Annotated in this window: 19 protein-coding genes; 8 read left to right on the forward strand and 11 right to left on the reverse strand. The window is 61.4% G+C overall.

The annotated features are described in order from the left end of the window. The first annotated feature begins 5 nt into the window (after window positions 1-5). Window positions 6-1,109 carry a tetraacyldisaccharide 4'-kinase gene (gene lpxK, locus K1X71_15530; GenBank protein ID MBX7074553.1) on the forward strand — a complete coding sequence of 368 codons (1,104 nt, stop codon included), beginning with the start codon at window positions 6-8 and terminating at the stop codon, window positions 1,107-1,109. Here lpxK and K1X71_15535 read toward each other — a convergent pair. Beyond that, window positions 1,072-2,064 (reverse strand): hypothetical protein, encoded by a 993-nt coding sequence (locus tag K1X71_15535; GenBank protein ID MBX7074554.1) that lies wholly within the window; start codon window positions 2,062-2,064, stop codon window positions 1,072-1,074. The genes lpxK and K1X71_15535 overlap by 38 nt on opposite strands. Window positions 2,065-2,256: 192 nt before the next feature. Between K1X71_15535 and rfaE2 the strand changes: the two genes are divergently transcribed. From rfaE2 to K1X71_15555, 4 genes are read left to right on the forward strand one after another with little or no spacing between them, the layout of a single operon-like run. Beyond that, the gene (gene rfaE2 / locus K1X71_15540; protein MBX7074555.1) at window positions 2,257-3,819 is read left to right on the forward strand and encodes a D-glycero-beta-D-manno-heptose 1-phosphate adenylyltransferase; all 1,563 of its coding nucleotides are present in this window, start codon (window positions 2,257-2,259) and stop codon (window positions 3,817-3,819) included. A 2-nt stretch (window positions 3,820-3,821) separates the two neighbouring features. After that, window positions 3,822-4,868, forward strand: a complete 1,047-nt coding sequence (gene waaF, locus K1X71_15545) for a lipopolysaccharide heptosyltransferase II (protein ID MBX7074556.1) — start codon at window positions 3,822-3,824, stop codon at window positions 4,866-4,868. A gap of 35 nt (window positions 4,869-4,903) precedes the next feature. Next, window positions 4,904-6,601 (forward strand): hypothetical protein, encoded by a 1,698-nt coding sequence (locus tag K1X71_15550; GenBank protein ID MBX7074557.1) that lies wholly within the window; start codon window positions 4,904-4,906, stop codon window positions 6,599-6,601. After that, complete coding sequence (locus tag K1X71_15555; GenBank protein ID MBX7074558.1) at window positions 6,598-7,749, forward strand: glycosyltransferase family 4 protein; 1,152 nt, start codon at window positions 6,598-6,600, stop codon at window positions 7,747-7,749. Before K1X71_15550 ends, K1X71_15555 begins: the two co-directional genes overlap by 4 nt. Window positions 7,750-7,783: 34 nt before the next feature. Here the strand turns inward: K1X71_15555 and K1X71_15560 are convergent, their stop codons facing one another. The 6 genes from K1X71_15560 to K1X71_15585 form a co-directional block, all read right to left on the reverse strand. Next, complete coding sequence (locus K1X71_15560) at window positions 7,784-8,026, reverse strand: BON domain-containing protein (GenBank protein ID MBX7074559.1); 243 nt, start codon at window positions 8,024-8,026, stop codon at window positions 7,784-7,786. A gap of 131 nt (window positions 8,027-8,157) precedes the next feature. Beyond that, on the reverse strand, window positions 8,158-8,811 hold the full coding sequence (cysC, locus tag K1X71_15565; protein MBX7074560.1) for an adenylyl-sulfate kinase: 654 nt from the start codon (window positions 8,809-8,811) through the stop codon (window positions 8,158-8,160). Window positions 8,812-8,952: 141 nt separating this feature from the next. After that, a complete protein-coding gene (locus K1X71_15570; protein MBX7074561.1) occupies window positions 8,953-9,600 on the reverse strand; it encodes a cytochrome P460 family protein in 648 nt (215 codons plus the stop codon). A gap of 107 nt (window positions 9,601-9,707) precedes the next feature. After that, window positions 9,708-13,100, reverse strand: a complete 3,393-nt coding sequence (locus K1X71_15575) for a hypothetical protein (protein ID MBX7074562.1) — start codon at window positions 13,098-13,100, stop codon at window positions 9,708-9,710. A gap of 24 nt (window positions 13,101-13,124) precedes the next feature. Further along, window positions 13,125-13,646: an HAD hydrolase family protein gene (locus K1X71_15580; GenBank protein MBX7074563.1), complete on the reverse strand. Its 522-nt coding sequence runs from the start codon at window positions 13,644-13,646 to the stop codon at window positions 13,125-13,127. A gap of 110 nt (window positions 13,647-13,756) precedes the next feature. Next, entirely contained in the window at window positions 13,757-14,773 is a 1,017-nt protein-coding gene (locus K1X71_15585; protein ID MBX7074564.1) for a KpsF/GutQ family sugar-phosphate isomerase, read from the reverse strand. A gap of 214 nt (window positions 14,774-14,987) precedes the next feature. Between K1X71_15585 and K1X71_15590 the strand changes: the two genes are divergently transcribed. Then, a complete protein-coding gene (locus tag K1X71_15590; GenBank protein ID MBX7074565.1) occupies window positions 14,988-15,983 on the forward strand; it encodes a ketose-bisphosphate aldolase in 996 nt (331 codons plus the stop codon). Here K1X71_15590 and K1X71_15595 read toward each other — a convergent pair. From K1X71_15595 to K1X71_15610, 4 genes are all read right to left on the reverse strand, one after another. Next, window positions 15,980-16,858: a hypothetical protein gene (locus K1X71_15595; GenBank protein ID MBX7074566.1), complete on the reverse strand. Its 879-nt coding sequence runs from the start codon at window positions 16,856-16,858 to the stop codon at window positions 15,980-15,982. The two genes, K1X71_15590 and K1X71_15595, sit on opposite strands and share 4 nt — an antisense overlap. A 144-nt stretch (window positions 16,859-17,002) precedes the next feature. Continuing rightward, the gene (locus K1X71_15600; GenBank protein MBX7074567.1) at window positions 17,003-17,410 is read right to left on the reverse strand and encodes a DoxX family protein; all 408 of its coding nucleotides are present in this window, start codon (window positions 17,408-17,410) and stop codon (window positions 17,003-17,005) included. Window positions 17,411-17,465: 55 nt separating this feature from the next. Further along, window positions 17,466-17,945 (reverse strand): VOC family protein, encoded by a 480-nt coding sequence (locus tag K1X71_15605; protein ID MBX7074568.1) that lies wholly within the window; start codon window positions 17,943-17,945, stop codon window positions 17,466-17,468. A 1,513-nt stretch (window positions 17,946-19,458) separates the two neighbouring features. Beyond that, window positions 19,459-20,493, reverse strand: coding sequence for a dihydrodipicolinate synthase family protein (locus K1X71_15610; GenBank protein ID MBX7074569.1), 1,035 nt, complete (start codon window positions 20,491-20,493; stop codon window positions 19,459-19,461). Window positions 20,494-20,629: 136 nt separating this feature from the next. Here K1X71_15610 and K1X71_15615 point away from each other — a divergent pair, with 136 nt between their 5' ends. Together K1X71_15615 and K1X71_15620 are read left to right on the forward strand one after the other, a co-directional pair. Next, window positions 20,630-22,744: a hypothetical protein gene (locus K1X71_15615; GenBank protein ID MBX7074570.1), complete on the forward strand. Its 2,115-nt coding sequence runs from the start codon at window positions 20,630-20,632 to the stop codon at window positions 22,742-22,744. Window positions 22,745-22,817: 73 nt separating this feature from the next. Next, window positions 22,818-23,372, forward strand: a complete 555-nt coding sequence (locus K1X71_15620) for a Uma2 family endonuclease (GenBank protein MBX7074571.1) — start codon at window positions 22,818-22,820, stop codon at window positions 23,370-23,372. Window positions 23,373-23,525: the final 153 nt, after the last annotated feature.

The raw sequence follows: 23,525 nt of genomic DNA on the forward strand, positions 1-23,525 counted from the left end.
GGTCGATGCCAAAACGCCGCGACGTGCTCGCGGCTTGTGGAAAGGACGCCTTGTTCAGCGCGGCTGAATTTCGCGCCTTGGTGAGCGGCGAGCAAAAGGGCCTTCGCCCGGCGCTGGCGCGTGCTGTGTTGTCGGCCGCCGAATTTCCTTATCGCGCGGTGGTCGGCTGGCGCAACCGACGGTTCGATGCCGGTGTTGATGTTCAGCGGCTGTCGGTTCCGGTGGTGAGCGTGGGCAATCTTACGCTCGGCGGCACCGGCAAGACTCCCTTGGTCGAGTGGATTGCCCGCTGGTATCGCCGGCGCGGTGTGCGCGTGGCGCTCGTCAGCCGCGGCTATAAGGCTCATGAAGGGGGCTACAACGACGAGGCGCTGGAGCTGGAACAAAAGCTGCCCGACGTTCCACATGTGCAAAATCGCGACCGTGTGGCGGCCGCGCGCATGGCGATCGAGGAGTTCGAAAGCCAGTTGATACTGCTCGACGACGGCTTTCAACATCGCCGGCTCGCCCGCGATCTCGATATTGTCGTGCTCGACGCGCTGGAGCCGTTTGGCTTCGATCATGTCTTTCCGCGCGGAACGTTGCGTGAGCCAAGCGCCAACCTTGCGCGTGCGCAAGTCGTCGTGCTGTCGCGCGCCGATCAGGTCGACGCCGCGGCGCGCTCGGCAATTCGAGAACGCGCCCGGCAGCACGCCCCGCCCATCGCTTGGATCGAAGCCCGCCACGCCCCCGCGCGACTGTCTGCCTCCAGCGGCGGCCAGCAGACCATTGATTGGCTAATGGGGCGCCGCGTGGCGGCGTTTTGTGGCCTAGGCAACCCGCGCGGATTCCAGCAAACCCTCGCCAGTCTAGGCTGCGAGTTGATTGCGCTGCGCGAGTTTCCAGATCATCACAACTACATCCGCGACGATGTCGACGGTTTGGCGCATTGGGCCAGCAAGTTGAATGTCGAAGCGGTGCTCACTACGCACAAGGACTTGGTCAAACTGCGCCTCGACCAATTGGGCGGCGTGCCGCTGTGGGCGCTGATTGTTGAATTGCAGATCTTGAGCGGCGAGGACGAGTTGATTGCTAGACTCGCGCCGCTGTCGCCGCCGCCTGACGACTGACGACTCCGTGCCAGAGCGAGGGGATCGTTTTCTGATGATCGCCGCAGAAATAATAGCTACGTCCGCCGTCGGCCACGGTGCGAACCAAAATGGTCTTCCAAGGGCGGTAGTAGTATTGCGGATGATCCTTGCCCGGCGGGCCATGACGATATCCATCGGGCAGTTCCACCAGGTCAAACACGGCCGTGGTGAAATCGCGGATCTCGCGTCCCTCTTGTCGCGCGATGTTGCGAGCCATCGAGAGCGCCTTGAGATACACCTCCGGCCCGGCAACCGCGCTGCCGATATTCAAAAACACGCCCCCTTCCAAATCTTGCACTGCGCGAGCGAAGATCAAAAAGTCGGTGTAGCTGGTCGCCCCCAACGCCGCGCCGTCGCAATTGGCATGCGCGTGGATGATGTCGCTGCCTACTCCCACATGCGCCGTGACCGGCACACCGGCCCGCCAACCGGCGGCGGCCAGGCTGATATCGCGATGCGGAAATCGCTCGGCCTCGATGACGCGACCTACTCCTTCGCCCATGCCCTCGCCGCGGTCGGCCGCTTCGCGAACGATGTCGTTCAAGCGGCCGGTCTGACGCCAAAGTCCAAACTGCCCGGCCTTGATCCATTTGGGCACGCTCTCGCTGGTGCCGCCGCCAAGCGCCAACTCGTAATCATGAATGATGCCCGCCCCGTTGGTCGCCAAGAGCGTGATGACGCCGCGCTCAATCAAGTCGATCAAGAACCGCGACAAACCCAATTTGATCGGGTGACCGCCGATCAACGCGATCACCGGTCTGCCATGGCGCCGTGCGGCGACAATCGCGTCGATCAGATCATCAAATTCGGGATGCTGAAACAACTCGTTCGGCGGCGCCAGTTCGCGGAAACCAGCCAGCGTCAGGTCATGACCGCGGTCGCCGAGATCGCGCAGCTCGATCCGACTGCGATCAAAGAGTTGATAGCGGCTCATGCTAGCAATTTCCGGTCTATCAGTTGTTGGAACCGCGTTCAACCTACAGTCGCGCGGCGACGAGCGCCAATCCGAAAGCGCGGTTATCTATCTTATCGTCTCTGCATCCGCCGTGATGAATCGTCTTTTCTGGTTTACGCCGGGACGATACAGTCTGCGAGCTTGTCACCCGCTGGTCAGGGACGACCCTCGATGATGAACTCGCACGCGCTGGCGCAGACGTTTGAGAACCTGGGAAATCCACGGGTTCTCGTGATTGGCGACCTGATTCTCGACCGCTACACCTTTGGCAACGCAGAACGCGTCAGCCAGGAGGCGCCGGTGATTTTGCTGCGCGCGGATCAGCGCGAGGCCCGCGCCGGCGGCGCCGCCAACGTGTGCCTGATGCTGTTGGGTCTGGAGGCCCAAGTAACATGCGTCGGCGTCGTCGGCGACGACGCCGACGGTCGCGAACTGGTGTCGCTCTTGAGCGACGCGGGCGTGGACTCCTCGTGCGTGCTGAGCGATACGACACGGCCAACGACCGTGAAAGAGCGATTCATCGGGCGCGCGGCTAATCGGCATCCCCATCAGATTCTGCGCGTCGATAGCGAAGTGCGTGATCCGCTGCCGACCAGCATCGAGCAACGATTCATCGAGCGATTGCTTCCGCAACTTGGCTCGTATCAAGTCGTGCTGATTTCCGACTACAACAAGGGAGTCTGCACTCCCCGTTTGCTGCAGGCAGTCATTCACGCGGCGCGAGACGCCGGCGTGCCGGTAATTGTCGATCCGGCGCGCGGAGTCGACTATAGTGTCTATCATGGCGCGACCACCATGACGCCCAACCGTTTGGAGGCGGAACTGGCGACCGGCGTCAAGATTTCCACTACCGCCGACGCCTTCCGCGCGGGCGAGCAACTCTGCCGGCAATTGGCGCTCGACATGGCGATCGTCACGCTCGATCGCGATGGCATGGCGCTAGCTTGGCCCCCCCCCGCTCGTAATGACCAGCCGACCGGGGAAATCTTCCCCACTCGGGCACGCGCCGTTTACGACATCACTGGCGCCGGCGATATGGTGTTGGCGATGATCGGCGTGGCGCTGGCGGCCGGCGCTTCACCCGCGGCGGCGATTGAGCTGGGCAATATCGCGGCGGGATTGGAAGTGGAGAAAGTTGGTGTGGCGGTGGTGCCGCGAGCGGAGATTCGCGCGGCTTTGGCCGAACGTCAGGCGGCAGCCCAATCGAAAATCCTCTCGCTGGATGACCTGACGCGCGTGGTGGGAGAACATCGTGCGCGCGGGGAATCCATTGTGCTGACCAACGGCTGTTTTGATCTGTTGCATGTCGGTCACGTGAGCTATTTGCAAGAGGCGCGCGCGCTTGGAGATCGTTTGATCGTGGCGGTCAACAGCGATGCCAGCGTGCGCCGGCTCAAGGGACCGACGCGCCCCGTGATCAGCGAAGCCGACCGCGCGGCGATGCTCGCCGCTCTGGCGGCGGTGGATTATGTGTTGGTGTTCGACGAGGACACGCCGCACGATTTCCTGCATCGTCTCAGGCCAGATGTGCTTGTCAAAGGCGGCACCTACACGCCCGATCAGGTGGTTGGACATGAAGTGGTCGAGGCCTATGGCGGCCGTGTCTGTGTGACCGGCATGGTGGACGGCATCTCGACTACCAAGATTGTTAACAGCGTTGCCGATCGGCATGCGCTACGGGGACCGCACTTCGCGCAGTCGTCGACTCGGCAAGATACGCGGAGTATTGGTTGAACATGCGACTGGGACTATTTCTTCCCAACTGGGTGGGCGATCTGGCAATGGCCACGCCAGCCTTGCGCGCGTTGCGGCGGCATTTTGCTCATGCGGAGATCGTCGGCGTCTTGCGGCCGTATCTGGTCGATGTGTTGGCCGGAACGCATTTTCTGGATCAGCAACTTTTGTATGACCCACGCGGCAAGGATCCGTCGCAGCGCGGCAGCCGTTTTGTTCGCGCCCTGCGCAGTCGGCATCTCGACGCTGCGGTGCTGTTCACCAATTCGTTTCGCACCGCCTGGCTCGCCAGGCTGAGCGGCGCTCGTCGACGAATCGGTTATTCGCGAAATGCGCGCGGCTGGCTGCTCACCGATCGACTTTTTCAGGATACACAGAACGGCAAATTCGTGCCGTCGCCTGTGCTCGACGATTATCTGCGTTTGGCCTATGCGCTGGGATGTCCGGCGGAATCACCGCGGATTGAACTAGGTACTACGCACGCCGACGAATCGGCTGCCGATGCGGCGCTTCAGTCGCTGGGCATCTCGCCGCCGTTTGTCGCCATCAACTCCAGCGGCGCTTTCGGCGCCGCCAAGTTATGGCCAACAGAATATTTCGCCGAGTTGGCCAAGCGAATCGTAACGCAATACCGCCATGACGTGTTGGTGCTCTGTGGCCCCAACGAAAGGGAGATCGCACGCCAGATTGTGTCGCTCGCCGCCAATCCGCGCGTGCGCAGTGTGGCTGACATGCCGCTGAGCATTGGGCTGACCAAGGCCTGTGTGGCCCGTTCACAACTGATGATCACGACCGACAGCGGACCGCGTCATTTTGCCGCCGCGTTCGACGTGCCGGTCATCACGCTTTTCGGACCCACGCATATTGCCTGGAGCGAAACTCATTACACCCGCGCGGTGCATCTGCAACATCCAGTCGATTGCGGTCCTTGCCAGCAACGAACGTGCCCGCTCGGCCATCATCGCTGCATGCGTGATCTCTCTGTTGACATTGTAGAAACTGCCGTCGCCAAGATGTTAGGGAAATTATGGACGGCGCAAGCAGCCTGAAGCCGACGCTCATCTCACAAGCGCCGTCACGGTCGATGCCACGAAGCGTCCCGACGGCTTCGCGCCGCTGGATCTTGTGGCGTAGCGAATGGATTGCCCCGCAGGATCGCTGGTGGCTCGAAGCCTATGGGCTCGCCGACTTGCAAACCTTGTTGTCCGATAGTTTTGGTGATGCGCCGTTGGTTCGCTGGCCACATCCGATGGCCTGCAATGAACAGCGCACATTGACGCTCAATCGGCGATCGACGTCCGACTGGCGACGCCGCGCAGGCAATTTGCTGAATCATGGTCGACCTGTCACTGAGTTACGGCGTGATTTCGAATGGTCGCGCCGACTAAGAGCTGCTGGCCTGCTGGTCGGGCAACCGCTCGTCTATCTCGAGGAGCTTGGCGCGCCCAGCGGTGGTTGCTTCATGTTCGAGTCGATTCCCGAAGCGTTGTCAATGCATCAGATCTTGTCCACGCTGCAACAATCCGCCGATGCGCTGCGGCGAAAAGAGTTGCTGCACGCCATCGGTCGACATGTCGCCGAGTTGCATTCGAAGGGCTTTGCGCATGGGCAGTTGTTTGCAATTCATCTGCTCGCGCGCGAGATCAGCGGCCACTGGGACGTTGGCACGCAAGCGCACGGAGCGATGAGACAATCGGCGACACTTGGTTTGCGGCACAGAGCAGCCGATTTGGCCTCGATCATCGCGACACTGCCCGAGAGGTTCGTTACGCGTGACGATCGTCAGCGGATGGTCGACAGTTATATCGCAGCAGGACGCATCGCGAGCGTGGCCGCGGAACTTTCCGAACAAATCGACCTGCGCGTCAAGCGGTTGCTGAGTCATCGCGAAATCTGGGAAATACGCGAATGCGAGTCAGCCGAACAGCTGACCCGCCGTCGGACAGACGGCGCGATGCGCAGCCATCTTTGGATTGATCCGGAGTATCGAGCGCAGTTGGAGACGGCCGGCATCGCCAGCGTGCCCGACATGATGAATTCCCAGGCGGGAAAGCAACTGCGTGTGCTGAAGAATCGCGAAAACCGGCGGCTCGAGTTCGCGCATCCACGCGGTCCGCGAGGCGCGTATCTCAAGAAGCATCACCACCGAACGCTGAGCACCTGGCTGCGCGCCAAGTTGAATCGCGGTCCGGGAAATACGGATGGGCGGGTAGAAGCCCGCAACATTGCGGAACTGAATCGTGCGGGAATTGCCGCCATGCGCTTGGTGGCGTTTGGCGAGAGCCTCGCCGCCGACGGGCAGTTGCACTCGTTTGTCCTGACGGAGGAGTTGGCCGGATTCGCACCGCTGGACGATTTCATCAAGCGCCGCTTTCCGACCGTCGCCAGCAAGACACAACCAGACGACCATTGGCAATGGCGTTGCCTGCTTGGCGAAGTCGCAGCTCTGGCAAGCAATTTTCATCGGCTCGGATACAACCATCGCGATTTGTATTGTTGCCACTTCTTTGTCAAGGAGCAGGCTCGCGGCCAGTTTCAGGTGAATCTCATTGATCTTCACCGCGTTGAGCATCGGCGACGCATGCGGCGGCGCTGGATTGTGAAAGACCTGGCGCAACTGGCCTATTCCGCTCCGACCGCTCACGTGAGTTGCGCCGATCGCATGGCGTTCTTCAAACGCTATCTTGGCGTCGCCAAGCTTGGCCCTGGCGAGAAGCGATTGGTGCGTCAGGTGCTCGCCAAACAAAAGTTGATGGAATGGCAGTTGGGAAGGCATCCATGAAGGTCGCGCTGGTCATTGAAGAATACGATCCATCGCGTGGCGGCGTTGAACAATGGACTTATCAGTTCGCGCGACAACTGACGAACTGGGGGCACGATATCCATGTGGTTGCTCGCCGCTTCGGCAACTGCTTTGACCACGACATCGAGCGCCATTACGTGCCGACGACGGCCACGCGACTTGGTTTCGCCAGCGCCGCCGCGGAGAAACTGCGTAACATGCGGATCGACGTAGTTCATGACACCGGCGCCGGCTGGCGCGCCCACGTGTTGCAGCCGCACGGCGGCTCGCGCACGGCGGCATTTCGGCAAAACCTCCTGCTGCTGCCGCGCTGGGCGCGGCCACTGAAAGAACAGGCCTGCCGCTGGCTTCCACGATATCGCGAGTTCGATCAACTCGTTTCCCGGCAATACGCCAACGATGGACGGTTGATCCTGGCGATCTCAAAAATGGTCGCTCACGATCTACAGCGCTGGCACGGGGTTTCGCGCGAACGTATTCGCATCGTTTACAATGGCGTCGATACAGTGCGCTTCTCGCCACTACACCGCGAACGACATCGCGAGCAAACTCGACAAGCCCACGGGATCGGCACGCATGAAACACTGCTGCTGATCGTCGCCCATAATCTGGCGCTCAAAGGCGTGCCCACGCTGCTGCGATCGGTCGCAGCGCTGGCGCGTGAAGGTGCGCCATTGCGATTGATCGTGGCTGGTGGCAAGCGTGTTGGGCCGTATCGACGTATGGCCGGGCGCTTGGGTGTCGGCGACCGCGTGGAGTTCATCGGCGCGGTGAGTGACCCGGTTCCCTTCTACGCGGCGGCCGACCTGTATGTCCAGCCGACGCTTTATGATCCGTGCAGCCTGGTGGCGCTCGAGGCGCTGGCCAGCGGATTGCCGGTGGTCACCAGTCGCTACAATGGCGCCGGCGAACTTATCAAGGAAGGCGAGCATGGATATGTCATCGGCGATCCGCTTGACGAGCGGGAACTTGCCGATGCGATCCGGCCGCTGTTGAACCAAGATCGCCGAGAGCTTATGAGCGCCGCCGCGAGAAAACTGGCGCTATCGCATACCTTCGAGCGAAATTGCCGCGAGATACTGAGCGTGTATCAAGAGGTGTCGCAGCTTCGCAGGCGGGCCGCTTAAAGTCGTTCGCTCGAGTGCGAAAGACTGTAATGCGTCAATCGTCCAATTCGCCGGGGCGATTCACCACCGCAATCGTGTTGACGACCTGCATGCCATCGGCCACGGCCAGGACAGCCTCTTGCGCCATCTGCTTGTGATAGTAGCTGGTTACCAAACCATGAATCCGCAGTTGATTGTCGCGCGCTTCCACTTTCAGGCGGCGTAAATTGCGAATCGGGCTGGTAGCCAAGGCCGAACTCGCGCGAGGCTGAGTTTGATTCGTCTGCGAATGCGACATAGGTTGCAACTCCCCAAATAGCGCCGCCGCGCGCGAATGATCGCGTCGACCAAGCGACAGGAACATAGTGCCCATGGCGCGCGCAGGTCAATCGCGACTTGCGCGGCGCCAACGATGATCAGAATGAAGTGCTAGCTGATGCGACCAGTCTTGCGCAAATAGGCAATGACTTCGTCGGCCGATTCTTCCGCTGACTTCTTCGAAGTCTCCACCACCAGCTCGGGCTTCACCGGCGCTTCGTAGGGATCGTCGATCCCCGTGAATCCCTTGATCTCGCCCGCGCGAGCCTTCTTATACATCCCCTTGGGATCACGCTGCTCGCAAACTTCGAGAGGAGCGTCGACGAACACTTCGACAAAATCTCCCTCGGGCATGCTTTGGCGAACGAAATCGCGATCACGGCGGTAAGGGCTGATGAACGCCGTCAGCGTGATGAGTCCGGCCTGGCAAAACAGGCCCGCGACCGCGCCAATACGGCGGATGTTCTCTTCGCGATCTTGCGCCGAGAACCCCAGTCCAAACCGCTTGGCGAACTCCTCGCCATGCCGCTCTTTGAGCATGCCGGGACCGGCATTGAGGCTGTGGCGGACATTGTCGCCGTCAAGCACATAGCTGTGCAAACCGAGTGCGTGCAGCTTGTGGTCGACCAAGTTGGAGATAGTGCTCTTTCCGCAGCCGCTGAGCCCTGTAAACCAGACCACGCAGCCTTTATGACGGTTGAGTTTCTCGCGTTCCTCGCGAGAGACACTGTGCTCATGCCAGACTACGTGTACTTTCTCGGTCATAATCCGACGGACTCCCAGGCAGAAATGCGGCAATTCTCAAACCAAAAATCATAGTGGGTCTGGCTCGCCGCGCAAAGGGCACAAATCGCGCCAATTGTCGCCTGGCCGAAGCAATTGGGCCATTACGTCGCACGGGTCGCCCTACCGAGTTGCCTGAGAATTGTTCGGCCGCTGCCGATCTCGAGCGCGGAGAATCGTGGGATAGAACTGCGTGAACACGTTGTCGTCGTTGCCGTTCTCGGCATGACAATCCCAACACATCGCCTGTGGCAACGGTTTCGCCGAGTCGACGAAACCTTGGGGCGTGATGAAGTTGTAGTAGCTCCAGCCGAGGTCAGCGCGATCGTAGTCTTTGACGGCCATCTCGATCCCGAGCAACTCGTCCTCAAAATATCCGCCACGCGCGATCGATGATTTTGCCTTGGGTTTGTAAACCTCCATCACGAACATCGTCTTGTCGGGGAAGTAGCCGGTGCGCGCGTATTCGCGGAACGCCTCTGGCTGCATGAACACATTGAGAAAGAGGCCCGGTCCCTCGCCGTGGTGCTCGTCGTTCACTTCGTAGCGCAGGCCGAGCGATGCGCCAACGAAAGTCCAGTCGTCGTAGTCCACAGGTCGCAGCAACGCGCCGTGTTGGTCATAGCGCGGCAACTCCATCGACTCCGACAAGTGTTCGGCTTTATCGGGGCCGTCGCTCTGTGGTTGCGCTGCATCAGCGCCGAAAAGCGCGCACGAGGCCAGGGCGATACCAAAGAAAACCAAGCACGTCGTCAACTTGGTGCGCAACATCGGTGACAACTCCTCGCGGGGCAACCGTCAATCGAGCCACATTGTCTGTGATGCCCGCGCCAATATCTAGCGCCATTTTTTGTACATTCCGCGCGGCGAGCCGATTGCTACGGCCGTGGCCCGAGTTGCGGATAGTTGCCGCCAGTCGAGACGCCAAACGCGGAGGAGTCGTCGTTGGAAAACTCCAGCGCCGGCGGCGGCGCCGAAGGGTTGCCATAGGTGTTGCGCGGCGGAGCGGAGACGAATGGCGCCGTGCCAGGAAGCTGCGCCGGCATGGAACGTCCCGGGATCGCCAGGTCCATTTGATGCGCGCCATCCACGTGTACACGGCTGGTCGAAGGCCAGAACGTGATCTTGCGACTCGTGCTGTATTGCGGTTTGTCCCAGACGTGCTCATAACGCGCGAGCACGGCATCGGCGCGACCGTCGCCTTCGAGAATGATCTGGTCTTTGGCTTGCTCGTATTTGATGTGGTTGCCAATGGCGCGAAACGACTGTTGATAGAAATTCACTCCATCCAGTTTGGCGTCGCCGCTGGCGTCCAACGCGACGCTGGTCGTGCCATCCGGAGCTTGAAGCCGCGCGACGGTCAGGCGGCTACTATCGAGCGTGCCGCAGTTCTGTGCTAGCGGCTTGCCGTCGGCGCCCACGCGGTCCAGATCGTCGCGACGAACCACGCCATCCCATGAAGTCACGGGGCCAAACACGGTGCGCACGCGATTACCGAACTCGGTGATGCGATCGTTCAGATTGCCGGTGACGCGCGTCAGAAACTCGACTTTGAGATACAAAAGCCGCTCTTCGCCGGGATTAACGGCGGCAAGGTCGGTCGATTGTCCTGGGGCGGTCGGCAGCTTCCATTGTCCTATGCGCACCGTTTCGAGCGAGCCGGGACCATCGCCGAAGATCGCGCCGGTGAGTCGATTGACTCGCAGTGTCTTGGCCTCCATCCGCTCCACGGAGGTTTGTCGGCCACTTTCCACCGTACGGCCTTCAAGAATCAACCCGCCGGAGCAGAATAGCTCGGCGACTTCCGGGCCGCCTTGGCCACGCGGAGGGTTGGCAAAATTGACCGGTTGCGAAAAGGCCACATCTAAGGCCCCGGCACGAAGTGTTCGTTGGTCGAGCTTGGCCACAACTCGATCCGTGAAGTGGGCAATGCGTCCATCAAAGTGCAACTGTTTTTGCCAGTTGAGCACGATCGGAGTCGTTGTCGCTGTTGTCGCAGCCGTCGTTGCGCCGGATCGGGATGGTCCAACGGCGATTTGCGCGTTCGCCGGCAGAATCATGGCGCCGGCGCCATCGACGTCCATGGTGCTCTCGCCGCGATTCAAGCGAATGACTGGTCCATCTAGCGTCACTCCGCGTCCTTCGACATGCGCGGGCTCGCCGATCACGGCCAACTTGCCGTCCAGGTTGTTGGTCTGCTCATAATCGAGCTGCTGCCCAGTCACCACCAACGGCGCGCCATCGGGTGTGCCATGAAATGCCTCCGTGACGCGCACGTTGTCGACCACGCGCAGCTTTTGCAGTTGAATATCGGCCGCCGTGGCGCCTTGCATGCGGAGTTGCACTTGGAGCAACTTGCCTTGCACGAAATACCGCGCGCCGGCGCCAGGGCCCAAGGGTTTTGCATTCTGAGGCGGTGGCAATTCGCCGGAGAAGGCAGTGGGCGCCGCGTTGGTTGAAGGCGGTGGCGAGGGGGTGCGTACTGGATATTGATACTGAACCGGCGCGGCACTACGTGGGACGGCCCGCGGTGGTGGAGCGCCACGGAAGCCCACTTGCTGAATGCGGCCAGTGGGTTGGCCTCGCGGCGGTGCGACTGGCGGCAGAGCCCGCCCCGGCGCTTGCGGCAACGGCAGTTCCTCAATTGGCGATCGGACGGCGGCCCCGCCCGCGGCAGCGAACCAGACTTGTAGCTCCTCGACATTGCACGTCACTTGTTGCGATTCAAGCCGGACGCCACCCCTTGCCAGCATGCGATCTGGAATAAACGGCGGCGCTCTTTGAGGGGACGTCGCGGTCGCGGGCGCTGGATTCGGTGGCGACTGCTCCACAAGCCAAACATAGACTTCTTCGCCTTCCAGCGCGCCGGTGCGCGCATCGTGGAACCAGGCATCGCCCACCAGCGAAACGAGATGAAACTGCTGTTCCGGGCCGAACAGGGCGTGTTTGCTCCAGCGCGCGCGATACATTTCGCCGGGCCGATCCGGGCGCACGGCGTCCAAGAATCCTGGGCCGGTGGCGGAGAAGCGGCCAAAACGCGAGCGCGCGGATGGCAGCGGCGGTTCGTAGAGCAAGCGCGGCGCCTGGATGCGGCTCTCGCCTCGGCGAACCGTCACCGGTTGTTTGCCTTCGAGCGTCATGCGCCGAGTAGAAAACTCGTAGATCAGCAGTTCACCGCGGGCATCCATGTCTTCCAATGTCGATTCCATCACCACCGGAAGACCTCGAACTTCGATGCGGTTGGGAAGCAGCTTGCCAAACCGACCGGGTTCGAGGCTGGCGCCGGGCGGCGCGGCAAAGAACAGCGAGAGAAGATCGCCATGCAGATGATCGCTTTGTCCCTGGGCGTGCATCCGCAGCACATCGACTTGCTCCTTGAACGTGGCGACGAACTGCGTCATGTCGAAGCGAAATGGACCTTGGCTGGTGATGCGGATCGGTGGCTGTGGCCCGGTTTGACCAGCTAATGGAACCGCTTGGGCCGGGGCCGGTTGGGTGGCCTGTGGTTGTCCTGATCTGCGGCTGGATAGCTCATCGACGTTCAGATTCATGACGACATTGCGGCGCACCTCAATCCCGGCGATGCCATCGAAACTGAGCGCCTCGGACTCGCCCTCGCTCGGCATCAAGTCGATGCGCAACTCGCGTCCGGAGCCGTAGCTTCCCGCCAGGCGGAACTGAATCGGATGCTGGCTGGTAATTCGATTGTCTGCCAAAAGGGCGTCTTGACTGGTGATCAACAAGTCGTCAGCGGGTCCTGGGGCGCGCTGATCGCTGCGAATGGTGAACCGCCCTCGCAGATGACCGGCCACTAGTTTGCCGAGCTTGCCAGAGCCAATGCTCAGTGGCGAGTCGAACTTGAGATCGGCGCCGTCCGGCGCCTGCAGGATGATGGCCTCGCGCTTCCACTGCTCTTCGGACTTGTCGCCGCGCTCGCCGAGCAGAATGACCGTGCAGGGGCGAAAACGGAGCGTGCCGTCCTTGCCATTTTCATATTCGCGAAACAGCAGTTTGCCGCGCGCGGTTTCGAGCACCTTGGGGCTCGTCAGCTCCCAATCTTGTGGGCCAAACCAGTCGGCCAACTCTTCGTGCCGGACCGCCGGACGATCGCGGGCTGCCTGCCGTTCTGCCGCTGTACTCGCAGCGACATTCGATAGCTCAACGCTGGGCTCGATCAGCGGCACGGCGATTAGCGCATAGAGCCAGAATGCGGCCAGCACGATCGCCAGACTGGCGAGGCCGCGTTTCCAACTGGCGATGATGGCTCCCAACTTGCCGATGAATCGACTCGTCTGTTACGTGTAATAAATCTGAACCAAATCGGACCAACGTTGCTGTTGCTTGAGCACGGTTTCGATGACTTCACGAATGGCGCCCGAGCCTCCCACCGCGCGGGTGACTAAATGGGCTTCGTCACGTAGTTCGAGACAGGCATCGCCGACGGCCACACCTAAACCGACACGGCGCAGCACCGGTAGATCGGGCAGATCGTCGCCGACATAGCACACCTGTTCGGGTTTCAGCCTTAGCTCAGCCATTACTTCCTGCGCCGCGGTCACTTTGTTGTCTGTCCCTTGCCGCACGATTTCGATGCCCAGCTCCGCCGCCCGTACCTCGACGATGTGCGAGGTGCGACCGGTAATTAGCCCAAAGCGTCCGCCGGCGCGCTGCCACAGCTTGATGCCGGAGCCGTCGCGAATGTGAAACCGCTTGAGCTCAATTCCCTTGTTGTCGAAGGTCACGCCACCATCGGTGAGCACGCCGTCGACGTCGGACAGGATCAATTCAATCGATTGGCAGCGTTCGCTCAGTTTCATACTACGGCTCGGCAGCGGCAAAGTGTTCAAAGCGATTGGCGTTTCGCGGATCAGGGCAGTTGACTTTGCGGGTTAGATAATCTGATTGGCCGACGAAGGAGTGGTCGTCGTCAGGTTCCCTCGGGCATCAGGCCAACGACATCGGTGATGTCGATCAATCCGCATGGTTGACCGAGCGAGTCGACGACGGGCAGTTCGCTGATTTTTCTTTCGGCCATGATTTCCACGGCGTCGACGGTTCGCGAATCGACGCGCACCGTGCGCGGCTGTGCAGTCATCACCGCAGCGACGGGTCGATCGAAGGCGTCGTCGCGGCGGTGCTCGAACAGTCGCGCCAAATCGCTGTCGGTGAAGAGACCGGTTAGCTGGCCTGCCTCGCCTACCAGCATGATCGCTCCCGGGCGGCGGCCAGGGCGGCACAGTTCGACATAGACTTGGCGCACCGACAGCGCGTCGCTCGCCAGACGACATTCTTCGAGCGGCCGCATGATATCTTGCACGCGGCTGAGTTGGCGTCCCAAACTGCCGCCGGGATGAAAGCGGGCAAAATCCTCGCGACCGAAGTTGCGCATGCGACTGGTCACGAGCGCCAGCGCGTCGCCCATCGCCAGCATGGCGGCGGTGCTGGTGCTAGGCGCCAGGCCGAGGGAGCAGGCCTCTTTGAGCGGCCCCAGTTCGAGCACGACGGTCGCGGCGCGTCCCAGCGTGCTGGTGGAGCGCGCGGTGAGCGCGATGGTCACCACGCCAAAATCGCGGAGCGACGGCAGCAGGCGAGTGACTTCCTCGGTCTCGCCGCTTTGCGAGAGGATGAGCAATAAATCATCGCGATGAATGCGGCCGAGATCGCCGTGCATGGCTTCGGCCGGATGCAGAAAGTGCGAACGCGTGCCGGTGGACGATAGTGTGGCCGCGATCTTTTGGCCAATCAGTCCCGCCTTGCCGATGCCGCTGACGATGACGCTGCCGCGACACTCGAACAGGCAATCGACCGCACGGCAGAAATCGGTACCCACGCGCGTGGCCAATTGAGTCAAAGTTTGCGACTCGATGTGGATAATCTCGCGCGCGTAGCGAATTTGCTCAAAGGGGCTGAGCGGGCCAGTCGCGGCCAGGGCGCTAGTGCTCATGCGTTGTCGTCCTTGACTGAGAAAGCGCATCCATGCGCATGCGGGCAGAATTCGGCGGGGCGATTGTATCCAAGCACGCCAAGCCACGGAATGCGAGTGCGAAACGCGTGCCAGCGGGGCCAGCGGCCGTCTCGCTGACCTGCGGGTGATAGGCAAAATTGGCGCGATTCGCTAAAATCGGCAGTAACACTTTTAGCGATGGAGCACGCCCGCCATGATCGTCACGACACGCGAATTGTTCGACCAGGCTTATGGAAAATACGCCGTTGGAGCGTACAACATCAACAACTTGGAACAGACGGTTGGCCTGTTTCGAGGCAATCTGGGCAAACGCAACGCGAACGAAGAACCGGTCGACGCCAAGCTGGCGGCGCCGTTTATTATCCAAATTTCCCGAGGCGCCCGGGCGTTCACGGACAAGCGATTTTTGGAGGGCATTATCCGGGCGGCCGAGGAGATATTTCCCGAGGCGATCTTTGCGGTGCATCTCGATCATGGCACGGAGGAAGTGTGCTACGAATGCATTGACAGCGGTTTCTACTCTTCGGTGATGATCGACGCTTCGCACGAGTCGTTCGACAAGAACATTGAGATCACTCGCCGTGTTGCGGACCGGGCGCATGAGCGGGGGCTGTCGGTCGAAGCCGAATTGGGCATGCTCGGCGGCGTGGAAGAAGACATTCACGTCGAAGAGGAGCACGCCTGCCTGACCGATCCCGATCAGGCCGTGGAGTTTGTCGGGCGCTCTGGCTGCGACTCGCTGGCCGTGGCGATCGGCACATCGCATGGCGCGTACAAGTTCAAGGGCAGCCAGGGATTGCACTTTGATCGCATCGAGCAGATACAAAAGCTGCTGCCCGGCTTTCCGCTGGTGATGCACGGCGCCAGCAGCGTGCCGAAGGAATGGGTCGATCGCGTCAATCGCGCGGGCGGCCAATTGCCCGACACGAGCGGAGTTGCGGAAGATCAATATCTGCCCGCCGCGAAGCTGGGAGTGACCAAGGTGAACATCGACACCGATGGTCGTTTGATCTGGTGCGCGGTGTATCGCGAGTCGTTCCGCGACAAGCCGGGCGACTTCGATCCGCGCACGCCGGGCAAGCCATTCATGGCGGAATACGCCGGCTTCATCATTCACAAAAACCAAAAGTTGGGATCTGCGGGCCAACTGAAGGGTGTGCGCGCCGCATTGTCGGGTCAGCCAGTTTAGGGTTCGCTCTGATCGGCAAGCGCCGCGGTCGGTAGCTGATCGACAGCAAGCTCGGCGCCGACCGCGGAGTCGTGTTGCGTTTGCGATAGTCGCACCACCAGCACCTTGTGGACCAGTCCGCTGGATGTTGGCTCGGTGAAGAAATAATGACCGACGCTGCCGCGACGCTCGTTCCAGGCGCCGAGGATCAACATTTCTCCCGGCGCGAGCGGCAGCTCGGTGGTTAGCGATTCGTACGTCTTGCGGGGCTTTTGCGACACAATCTCCAAATGGGTGTCGCGCTGCATGAATTGCTGCTTCGCTTCGCCGTGTTGCACCTCGGGCACAAGCGTCAGTCGCACGCGGCCATCGGATTCTGGCACGGCGCGGAGCGAAAAGACGCCTTGCGCTTGCTTGAAGGTTTGGCCTGAGACGGCGCCATTTGCCGCGGCCTCCAGCAGCGGTAGCGACTCGTACATGCTCGACGCGATCACTTCCGCCGGACGTCCGGAAAGCAATTGCAGGTGGCGACGCCGAACCACCGGATCGACCGCGAAATCGCTGATCGTGTTCTTTGCCGGCTGGACGGTGGCGGCTTCTTGGTTGATCAGGCGTTCGAGATCGGCCGGCGGGTGAGCGCCGCAGACCCCCGCGCGAAACCCATAGCGGGCCAGTCGCTGGCGCTGGGCGGGGGGCAACTTTTGTTCGTCGACCTCGTTCCACAAGCGGTTGGCGAACTGCTCGTCAGCCGCGGGAAGCCGCACGAAGAACAGGTCGAGCACCACACTGGCAGTGGACATGCGTGGCTCGGCCAAGAGCTTGTGCGCGTCGACGTTGACCTGCCGACAGCCAGCCAGGGCCAGCGACACGGCGATGATCCACGACAACGCCCGCATGGCGCGCTCACAAAGGCCAGGTTTCAAATGGGGGCGTAGGCTAAGGTTGGCCAGAGCATGCGTCAAGGCAATTGGGGCAGTTTCGGCAAATCGTCCTCCGAGAGTATTGTGCTTCCAGTGGCACTGCGATGAGTCGCAGCCTGCTCAGTACGATGCTGGCGTGCGATCGCAACTTCCTGTCTTGCCAGCGGCGAGCGCGAAGACCTCTGGGCGGCGAAAAGCGCAGCCGAGCCACATGACGACGCCGATGATGATGGGGAAGAAGAACGGTTCGCCGACGCGCAAGTGCGTGACCACGGCGCCGCCGAGATAGCCGGTCAGCAGGACGGCGCCAATGAAGGAGGTTCTGGGGATCAAATAAATGATCGCCAGCACGACTTCCAGGATCCCGATCTTGAACATCAAGTCGGTGTCGAAGCCCATCTGGTCGAACATCTTCTCCTTGCCTTCCCATTCGGTGAACTTGCCCATAGCGCTAGCGACGATCAGGAAGGCGGCGGTGAGGCCGCTGAGCACCCAGCCGGTAATGCGTTGCTTCTTGGACGGAACCATCGGAATCGCTCCTGAATTGTTGTATTGAATGACATGCGGCTTCACATGGGCCGCGTTAGTTGCCGTCGGCGGCGCGCTGTAGCTCCGCGATGTCGATCTTGGACATTTGCAACATGGCCTGCATCACCCGACCCGACTTGGCCGCGTCCTTGCTGGCAAGCAGTTCTGGCAGGGCACGGGGGACAATTTGCCAGGAGAGGCCGTAACGATCTTTGAGCCAACCACACTGACTCGGTTGCCCGCCTTGCGTCAGACTGCTCCAGAGATGATCGACCTCTGCTTGCGATTCGCAGTCGACCGACAGCGAGATGGCCTCGGTGAACTTGAAATGCGGTCCCCCGTTGAGCGCCACGAACTCGATGCCCGCCAGTTGAAACTCAACGGTCATCGCGGTTCCCTCCGGCGCCGGGGCGCCCTTGGGGTAGCGAGTGACTTTGTTTACCTGCGAGTCCTTGAAGAGCGAGCAATAGAAATTCGCGGCTTCTTCGGCGCTTCGGTCGTACCAAAGAAACGTCTTGATTTTCTGACGGATCATGAGGGTGTCCTTGTTGCGTCTGGGGCGCACGCCTGGGCGGGCGCCCCGTTTGGGCCCGAGGTTGGATTGAACTTCAAAAGCTAGTCGTTGGTGGATCGCCCAATTCGACAGGCTTGCGAAATATTCGCCAACTCGCGGGCAGTGTTCGGCAACCGGACAACACGCTGATCGGTCAGAGTTCGAGCTGGATTCTGTGCTGGCTAGCGAGTTTTCGCGATAAACGTCCCTCCACCGCTGGAAGTTGGATCAATGCCACGACATTGCTCCCGTCGCTGACAAACGCCGTTCACGAAGCGCGCGACAGGAACATGCGTACAGTACACAATTCGGTGTACAAATCTCAAGTCATTTTTTTGAACAATCGCAGTTTGGCAGTTTGGTGAGCGCACGGAGGAGAAGCGGCGAGTGGAGAGTGATTAGGAGGGAGAACGAACCGCAGAGACGCCGAGACGCAGAGAGAGAAGTGGTGATGGGAAGAAGAAAGAATCGCAAGGACACAAAGGAGTGAGGAGAGAGATCAGGTGAGCAGTGGAGCAGGTGAGGCGGCCCGGTGGGCCGCTACGGAAGCAACGAATGGAATTGCAACGAAAACACAAAAACAGGGGGGGTAAACTCCGAAAACGCCTGTCCGACAACCCCTAAAAATAGCGCGTGATAAGATCACAACATCTGATCTAGCTATGGCTTGCGCGCTTCGCCTAGCCGGCGAACCGCGGGTGGGGTTTTCGGAGTTTTCGGAATCGCACTCCGACAATGATTTGGGCCTCTCAGCACGGGACCGATGCCGGCCCAGGGAGGGCGAGATGCGCGACGGCGGGCGCGGTGGAGAGTCGCCTGGCGTGGCCGGATGAGCGCATTAAAAAAGCCGTCCAGAACGGAGGCGCACCGCTGTTCCGCTGGACGGCTTTAGGGGGCGACGAGGGAGCGCCATGGCGCAATCGTAGGGGGAATTCGCGGGGGCGCTCCTTTGGGAGCTAGAGATGTCGCCCGCCGAGGGTTTTACCCATCGGCTTATATGTCGGACTATGCTCCATTAAGCCTCCTTCACGTTGACCCTTGTTGCCTCGCTCCGACTTCGAACTGCGACTCCACCATTCACGTGAAGCAGCTTTGGGTAGTTGGGTGTCCGCTGGGTTTTCTTACTCTGGCGTATGTCGCGGACTTGGATACGGGTTCTTGCGTGCCTCGATCGCAAGCGACTGAGCGCCGGGCCTTTGGACAAAAGATTCCGGCGCTCACTCCCTGCGACGTTGGCCGCCACCCCGCTTGGAAGAGGCGCCACTCGCTTTTGACTTTGGGTCGCCTCAAACCGCAGCATTGCTGAGGCAATATTGGCGCCGCGCAGGGCGGATGCGACCGAAAAAGATGCCGCGCGGCGGAAGTATCGTTGCCGTATGCACTAGCAAAAAACCCAAGGATCAGGCTTTTTGCCGCGATTTTCGGCCAAGCGCGCACCAGGGCACACATTGAGACGTTGTGTCGCGCGCGGTCACAGAAATTGGGGATTCGGGGGCTAGGCCAAGCCGCGGCGGGAGAGTTCTGCCACGACCGCCTCGACGATGCGACCCACGTCGGCGGACGGCGACTTAGCGCCGCTGGGGGCCGATCGAGTGAGGCAGCCGCCGACGGGTTCGTCGGTAAAGCCTTGCTCGGCCAGCAGGCATTGCAGCGTATCGGAAAGGGTCGCCAGATCGATTTGCTGATCGACCGACAGCGGTTGCCTGCCGACGCCGGTATCGAAGCCGCGGAGCTTGAGCGCCGCGCGAAAACCTTCTGGAAAGTCGGCCGAGTAGATCATGGTGTCGAAGAGCGTCACCAGCCGGTACTGGAGATCGAGGGCCTCGTCGATGCGCCGAGCGATGGTGAGATCGTAGAGTTTGCGAGTCAGTTCTGGCACGATGCCGCTGGTGGCGTTGGTGCCGCCGTCGCAACCGATCAGCAACATTGGCATGAGCGCGGCGTCCCAGCCGGTGAGAAAGCTGAACTCAGGGCGATGGGGGCGCACCGCCTGGATCATGCGAATCATGTGCGGGATGTCGCCCGACGAATCTTTGATGGCCACCACGCGAGGACATTCCTCGGCAAGTCGGCGTACCGTGGGAACATCGATCGGCGAAGCGAACATCGGAATGTTGTAGAGCGTGATGTCGATCGGAGAATGATCGGCGATCTGTTTGAAGTAGGCGTAAACGCTCGCCGGGCTCAGCTTGTAGTAATACGGAGAGACGATGGCCACCGCCCGCACGCCGAGCGAGTGGTAATACTCGCAGGCGGCGATCGTCTCCTGGACGTTGGCCTCGGCGGCGCCGGCGAGAATGGGGACACGTCCGGCGGCCTGGTCGGCCATGATGGCAATAATGCGGCGGCGTTCTTCGGGGGTGAAGCGAGTGAACTCGCCTGTCGAGCCGTTGGGGTATAGTCCATGCACCCCTTTGGCGATCAGCCAATCGGTGTAGCGGCGCAGTTCGCGTTCGTTGATCTGGCCGCGCGCGTCGAACGGGACCAAATTAGGCGTGAAGATGCCTTGCAGTCGGGGTGCGGCAGACATGTCGCTGTGGCCTCGGGGGGGTGGCTGCGCAAGGGGGCGGCGTCAAGGGTAACATAGCTTGCGGCCGATTTTGAGGGCGTCGAGAAAACCGTCAGTGGCGAGCAAAAAGCGATCAAAACCGCAGGAAATTGCCACAGTGGCGCCGGTCGCGGCGGCGCGACGCGGCGGGCCGATCGATCGAGGACTGGTCGCGTTTACGCTAGCCACGATCGTCTACGAGGTTCTGTTTTTCGTCGGGCGACTGCCGAGCGTGGAGCAGTTGACCGGAGGGGTGGTGCGCCGCTGGCAGTTTTTGGCGCCGTTGTTGACGCCCGACCAGATTGTGCCGCATTGGCTTGGCGCCTCGGGAGAGGTGGCCATTGCCGATCGGCTACCGTTGGTGTGGACCGCAGGCGTGATCTTGTTGGCGTCGTGGTCGCTGGGCATGCTGCTGCTGCATGCGACACGCTCCGCCGAGGGACTGGCGCGGCTCGAACGTTTCTTGTTCGAACTGGCGGTCGGGCTAAGCGCGACTTCGCTTTATACCTTGGCGCTGGGGCTGGCTGGCCGGACTCAAGATCGCGCGCTCATGATGACCTCGGCGGCCACGGTGCTGTTCAGCGCGCTGGTGCTGGCGGCGCGGGCCTGGAAAAGCGGTAGCCGCCAAGCGGTGGCTCGGCTGGCGGACGACTTGCCAGTATGGCGAAGCGGCTGGATTTGGATGGCGGCGCCGCTGGTGGTGTTCATGGCGCTGGGCGGCATGCTGCCGCCCGCCGAGTTTGATGTGCGCGAATATCATTTGCAGGCGCCGAAGGAGTTTTATCGGACTGGGCATATCACGTTCTTGCCGCACAACGTGTATGCCAACATGGCGCTGGGGAGCGAGATGCACTCGCTGCTGGCGATGACGCTGCTGGGGGACTGGTGGCACGGGGCGCTGGTGGGCAAGTTGCTGGAGAGCCTCTATCCGCTCTTCACGGCGCTGGCGCTGGCGGCCGCGGGACGACGCTGGATATCGACGCGCGCGGGGGGACTGGCGGCGGCGGTGTATCTGTCGATCCCCTGGATTGGGCTGGTCGCCACGCAAGGACTGGTGGAGCCGGCGGTGGCGTTTTATGTGTTCATGAGTTGGTACGCGGCGCTACTGTGGCGCGATGCGACGACGGCAGGTGAGGTATGCGCGACGCGGCGGCTTTGCCTGACCGGGTTTCTCGCCGGTAGCGCGGTGGCGGTTAAGTATCCGGCGATGCTGTTTCTGGTCGTGCCGCTCACGCTGTGGGTGGTGAATGGCGCGCGGAGGGAACAAGGGTACTCGCGAGCGTTTAAGGCGGCAGCGCTGTTGTTGATTTTTGTCGCCGCGGCCTGCGGGGCGTGGTTCGCCAAAAACTGGTGGCTGACGGGCAATCCGACGTATCCGCTCTTGTACTCGGTGTTTGGCGGGACGACGCGCACAGTCGAGATGGCTGCACAATGGAATGCCGCGCACGGACCAGGGGGCTTCGGCGTCGCCGATCTGGCGCGGCGGATCTGGGATGTGTTGGTCGCCAGCGAGTGGTTGAGTCCGGCGCTATGGCCGCTGGCGATGCTGGCGCTATTGATTTCCAAGCGGCGTGACCTGGCGCCGCCGCTGCTGGGGTATTTCGCCATCGTGATTGCGACGTGGTGGTTGTTCACGCACCGCATCGATCGGTTTTGGATACCGGCGTTGCCGGCGGTCTGCCTGGCCGCCGGCGCGGCGGCCAGTTGGGCGTCATCGCGCTGGCGGCGCGTGGCGCTGACTGCGGTAGTCGCGCTGGCGGTGGTGTATTGCGGCCTGTTGTTGGTGGCGGGAGTCATCGCGGACAATCGATTTTTCGCGCCGCTTGCTCAACTACGGGTCGATCCACAGCGCGTTGCGCCATGGCGACTTTGGCTCAACGAGCACACGCCGCCGGGCATGGCCGTGCTGGCGGTGGGGGACGCGCAGGTTTTTGATCTTGAGCCGAGGGCGCTCTACAACACAGTGTTCGACGAGTCGCGCTTTGAGCAGATCGTGCGCGGGGCCGATGGCCAATTGCGACCGACCGCCGAGATTCGCGCGCGACTAGCGGGCGTGGCCTATGTGTATGTCGATTGGTCGGAGATCGCGCGCTATCGCTCGCCGGGCAACTATGGCTTTAGCGACTTTGTGCAGCCGAGCGTGTTCGACGAGTTGCTGCGCCGCGGGGTGCTAGGGCGGCCGGCGGCGTCGTTCGCGGAGGGCGCGGTGGTGATTTACCCGGTGCTGGAGTAATAAATGACTCGGCCAGTCGGCGCCGTCGTATCATGCGATAACGCCACGACGCTGGATGTTCGAGGATGATGTGATGGCCACTAGAGAGCGACTGACGACCGCCGATGAACTGCTGCAAATGCCGGACGACGGTCGGCGCTATGAATTGATTCAAGGGAAGCTGAACAGTTTGTCGCCCGGCGGCTATGAGCATGGGGCGGTGATTGGCGAGTTGACGGGGCACCTGTGGCAGTTTGTGCGTTTCCACGAGCTTGGCAAAATCTGTGGCGCCGAAACGGGGTTCTTACTGGAGACAACCCCCGATACCTTGCTAGCGCCTGATATTGCTTTCGTTCGCGCCGCGCGGGCGCCGACGGATCGAGGGACGGGATATTATCGCGGCGCGCCCGATCTGGCGGTCGAGGTCATGCCGCCGAACGATTCGCCCGCGCAGGTCGAAGCAAAAGCGCAGCATTGGCTCACGGCGGGCGCGCAGGGAGTATGGGTGGTCGACCCGGCTCGGCGCTGCGTGGCCGTCTGGCATCGCGAAGCCGCAGCCGCGATCTTTACCGAGGCGATGTTGCTGGAAGACTCCGTGTTGCTGCCGGGGTTTGCCGTTCGCGTTGCAGAGCTTTTTCGTGCGCCCTAACGACTGCTAGCAAGCGAGTGCTGTCAGCGGCTGCGCTAGAAAGCATTACCGCGAATGCCCTTGTGAGGCGCAATCGGCTCGTCTAAGCTTCTCGTCCCGGCAATAGCTGGTGTGGTCATGGACGACCTAGTAACCGCTCTTGGCAGAGTAGTC

The organism is Pirellulales bacterium (genome assembly GCA_019694455.1).
Classification (GTDB): Bacteria; Planctomycetota; Planctomycetia; order Pirellulales; family JAEUIK01; genus JAIBBY01.

Bases quoted from the DNA above. Each gene is read 5' to 3' on its own strand.
- lpxK (MBX7074553.1), top strand. From the start codon at position 6: ATGCCAAAACGCCGCGACGTGCTCGCGGCTTGTGGAAAGGACGCCTTG.
- K1X71_15535 (MBX7074554.1), bottom strand. From the start codon at position 2,064: ATGAGCCGCTATCAACTCTTTGATCGCAGTCGGATCGAGCTGCGCGAT.
- rfaE2 (MBX7074555.1), top strand. From the start codon at position 2,257: ATGATGAACTCGCACGCGCTGGCGCAGACGTTTGAGAACCTGGGAAAT.
- waaF (MBX7074556.1), top strand. From the start codon at position 3,822: ATGCGACTGGGACTATTTCTTCCCAACTGGGTGGGCGATCTGGCAATG.
- K1X71_15550 (MBX7074557.1), top strand. From the start codon at position 4,904: ATGCCACGAAGCGTCCCGACGGCTTCGCGCCGCTGGATCTTGTGGCGT.
- K1X71_15555 (MBX7074558.1), top strand. From the start codon at position 6,598: ATGAAGGTCGCGCTGGTCATTGAAGAATACGATCCATCGCGTGGCGGC.
- K1X71_15560 (MBX7074559.1), bottom strand. From the start codon at position 8,026: ATGTCGCATTCGCAGACGAATCAAACTCAGCCTCGCGCGAGTTCGGCC.
- cysC (MBX7074560.1), bottom strand. From the start codon at position 8,811: ATGACCGAGAAAGTACACGTAGTCTGGCATGAGCACAGTGTCTCTCGC.
- K1X71_15570 (MBX7074561.1), bottom strand. From the start codon at position 9,600: ATGTTGCGCACCAAGTTGACGACGTGCTTGGTTTTCTTTGGTATCGCC.
- K1X71_15580 (MBX7074563.1), bottom strand. From the start codon at position 13,646: ATGAAACTGAGCGAACGCTGCCAATCGATTGAATTGATCCTGTCCGAC.
- K1X71_15585 (MBX7074564.1), bottom strand. From the start codon at position 14,773: ATGAGCACTAGCGCCCTGGCCGCGACTGGCCCGCTCAGCCCCTTTGAG.
- K1X71_15590 (MBX7074565.1), top strand. From the start codon at position 14,988: ATGATCGTCACGACACGCGAATTGTTCGACCAGGCTTATGGAAAATAC.
- K1X71_15595 (MBX7074566.1), bottom strand. From the start codon at position 16,858: ATGCGGGCGTTGTCGTGGATCATCGCCGTGTCGCTGGCCCTGGCTGGC.
- K1X71_15600 (MBX7074567.1), bottom strand. From the start codon at position 17,410: ATGGTTCCGTCCAAGAAGCAACGCATTACCGGCTGGGTGCTCAGCGGC.
- K1X71_15605 (MBX7074568.1), bottom strand. From the start codon at position 17,945: ATGATCCGTCAGAAAATCAAGACGTTTCTTTGGTACGACCGAAGCGCC.
- K1X71_15610 (MBX7074569.1), bottom strand. From the start codon at position 20,493: ATGTCTGCCGCACCCCGACTGCAAGGCATCTTCACGCCTAATTTGGTC.
- K1X71_15620 (MBX7074571.1), top strand. From the start codon at position 22,818: ATGGCCACTAGAGAGCGACTGACGACCGCCGATGAACTGCTGCAAATG.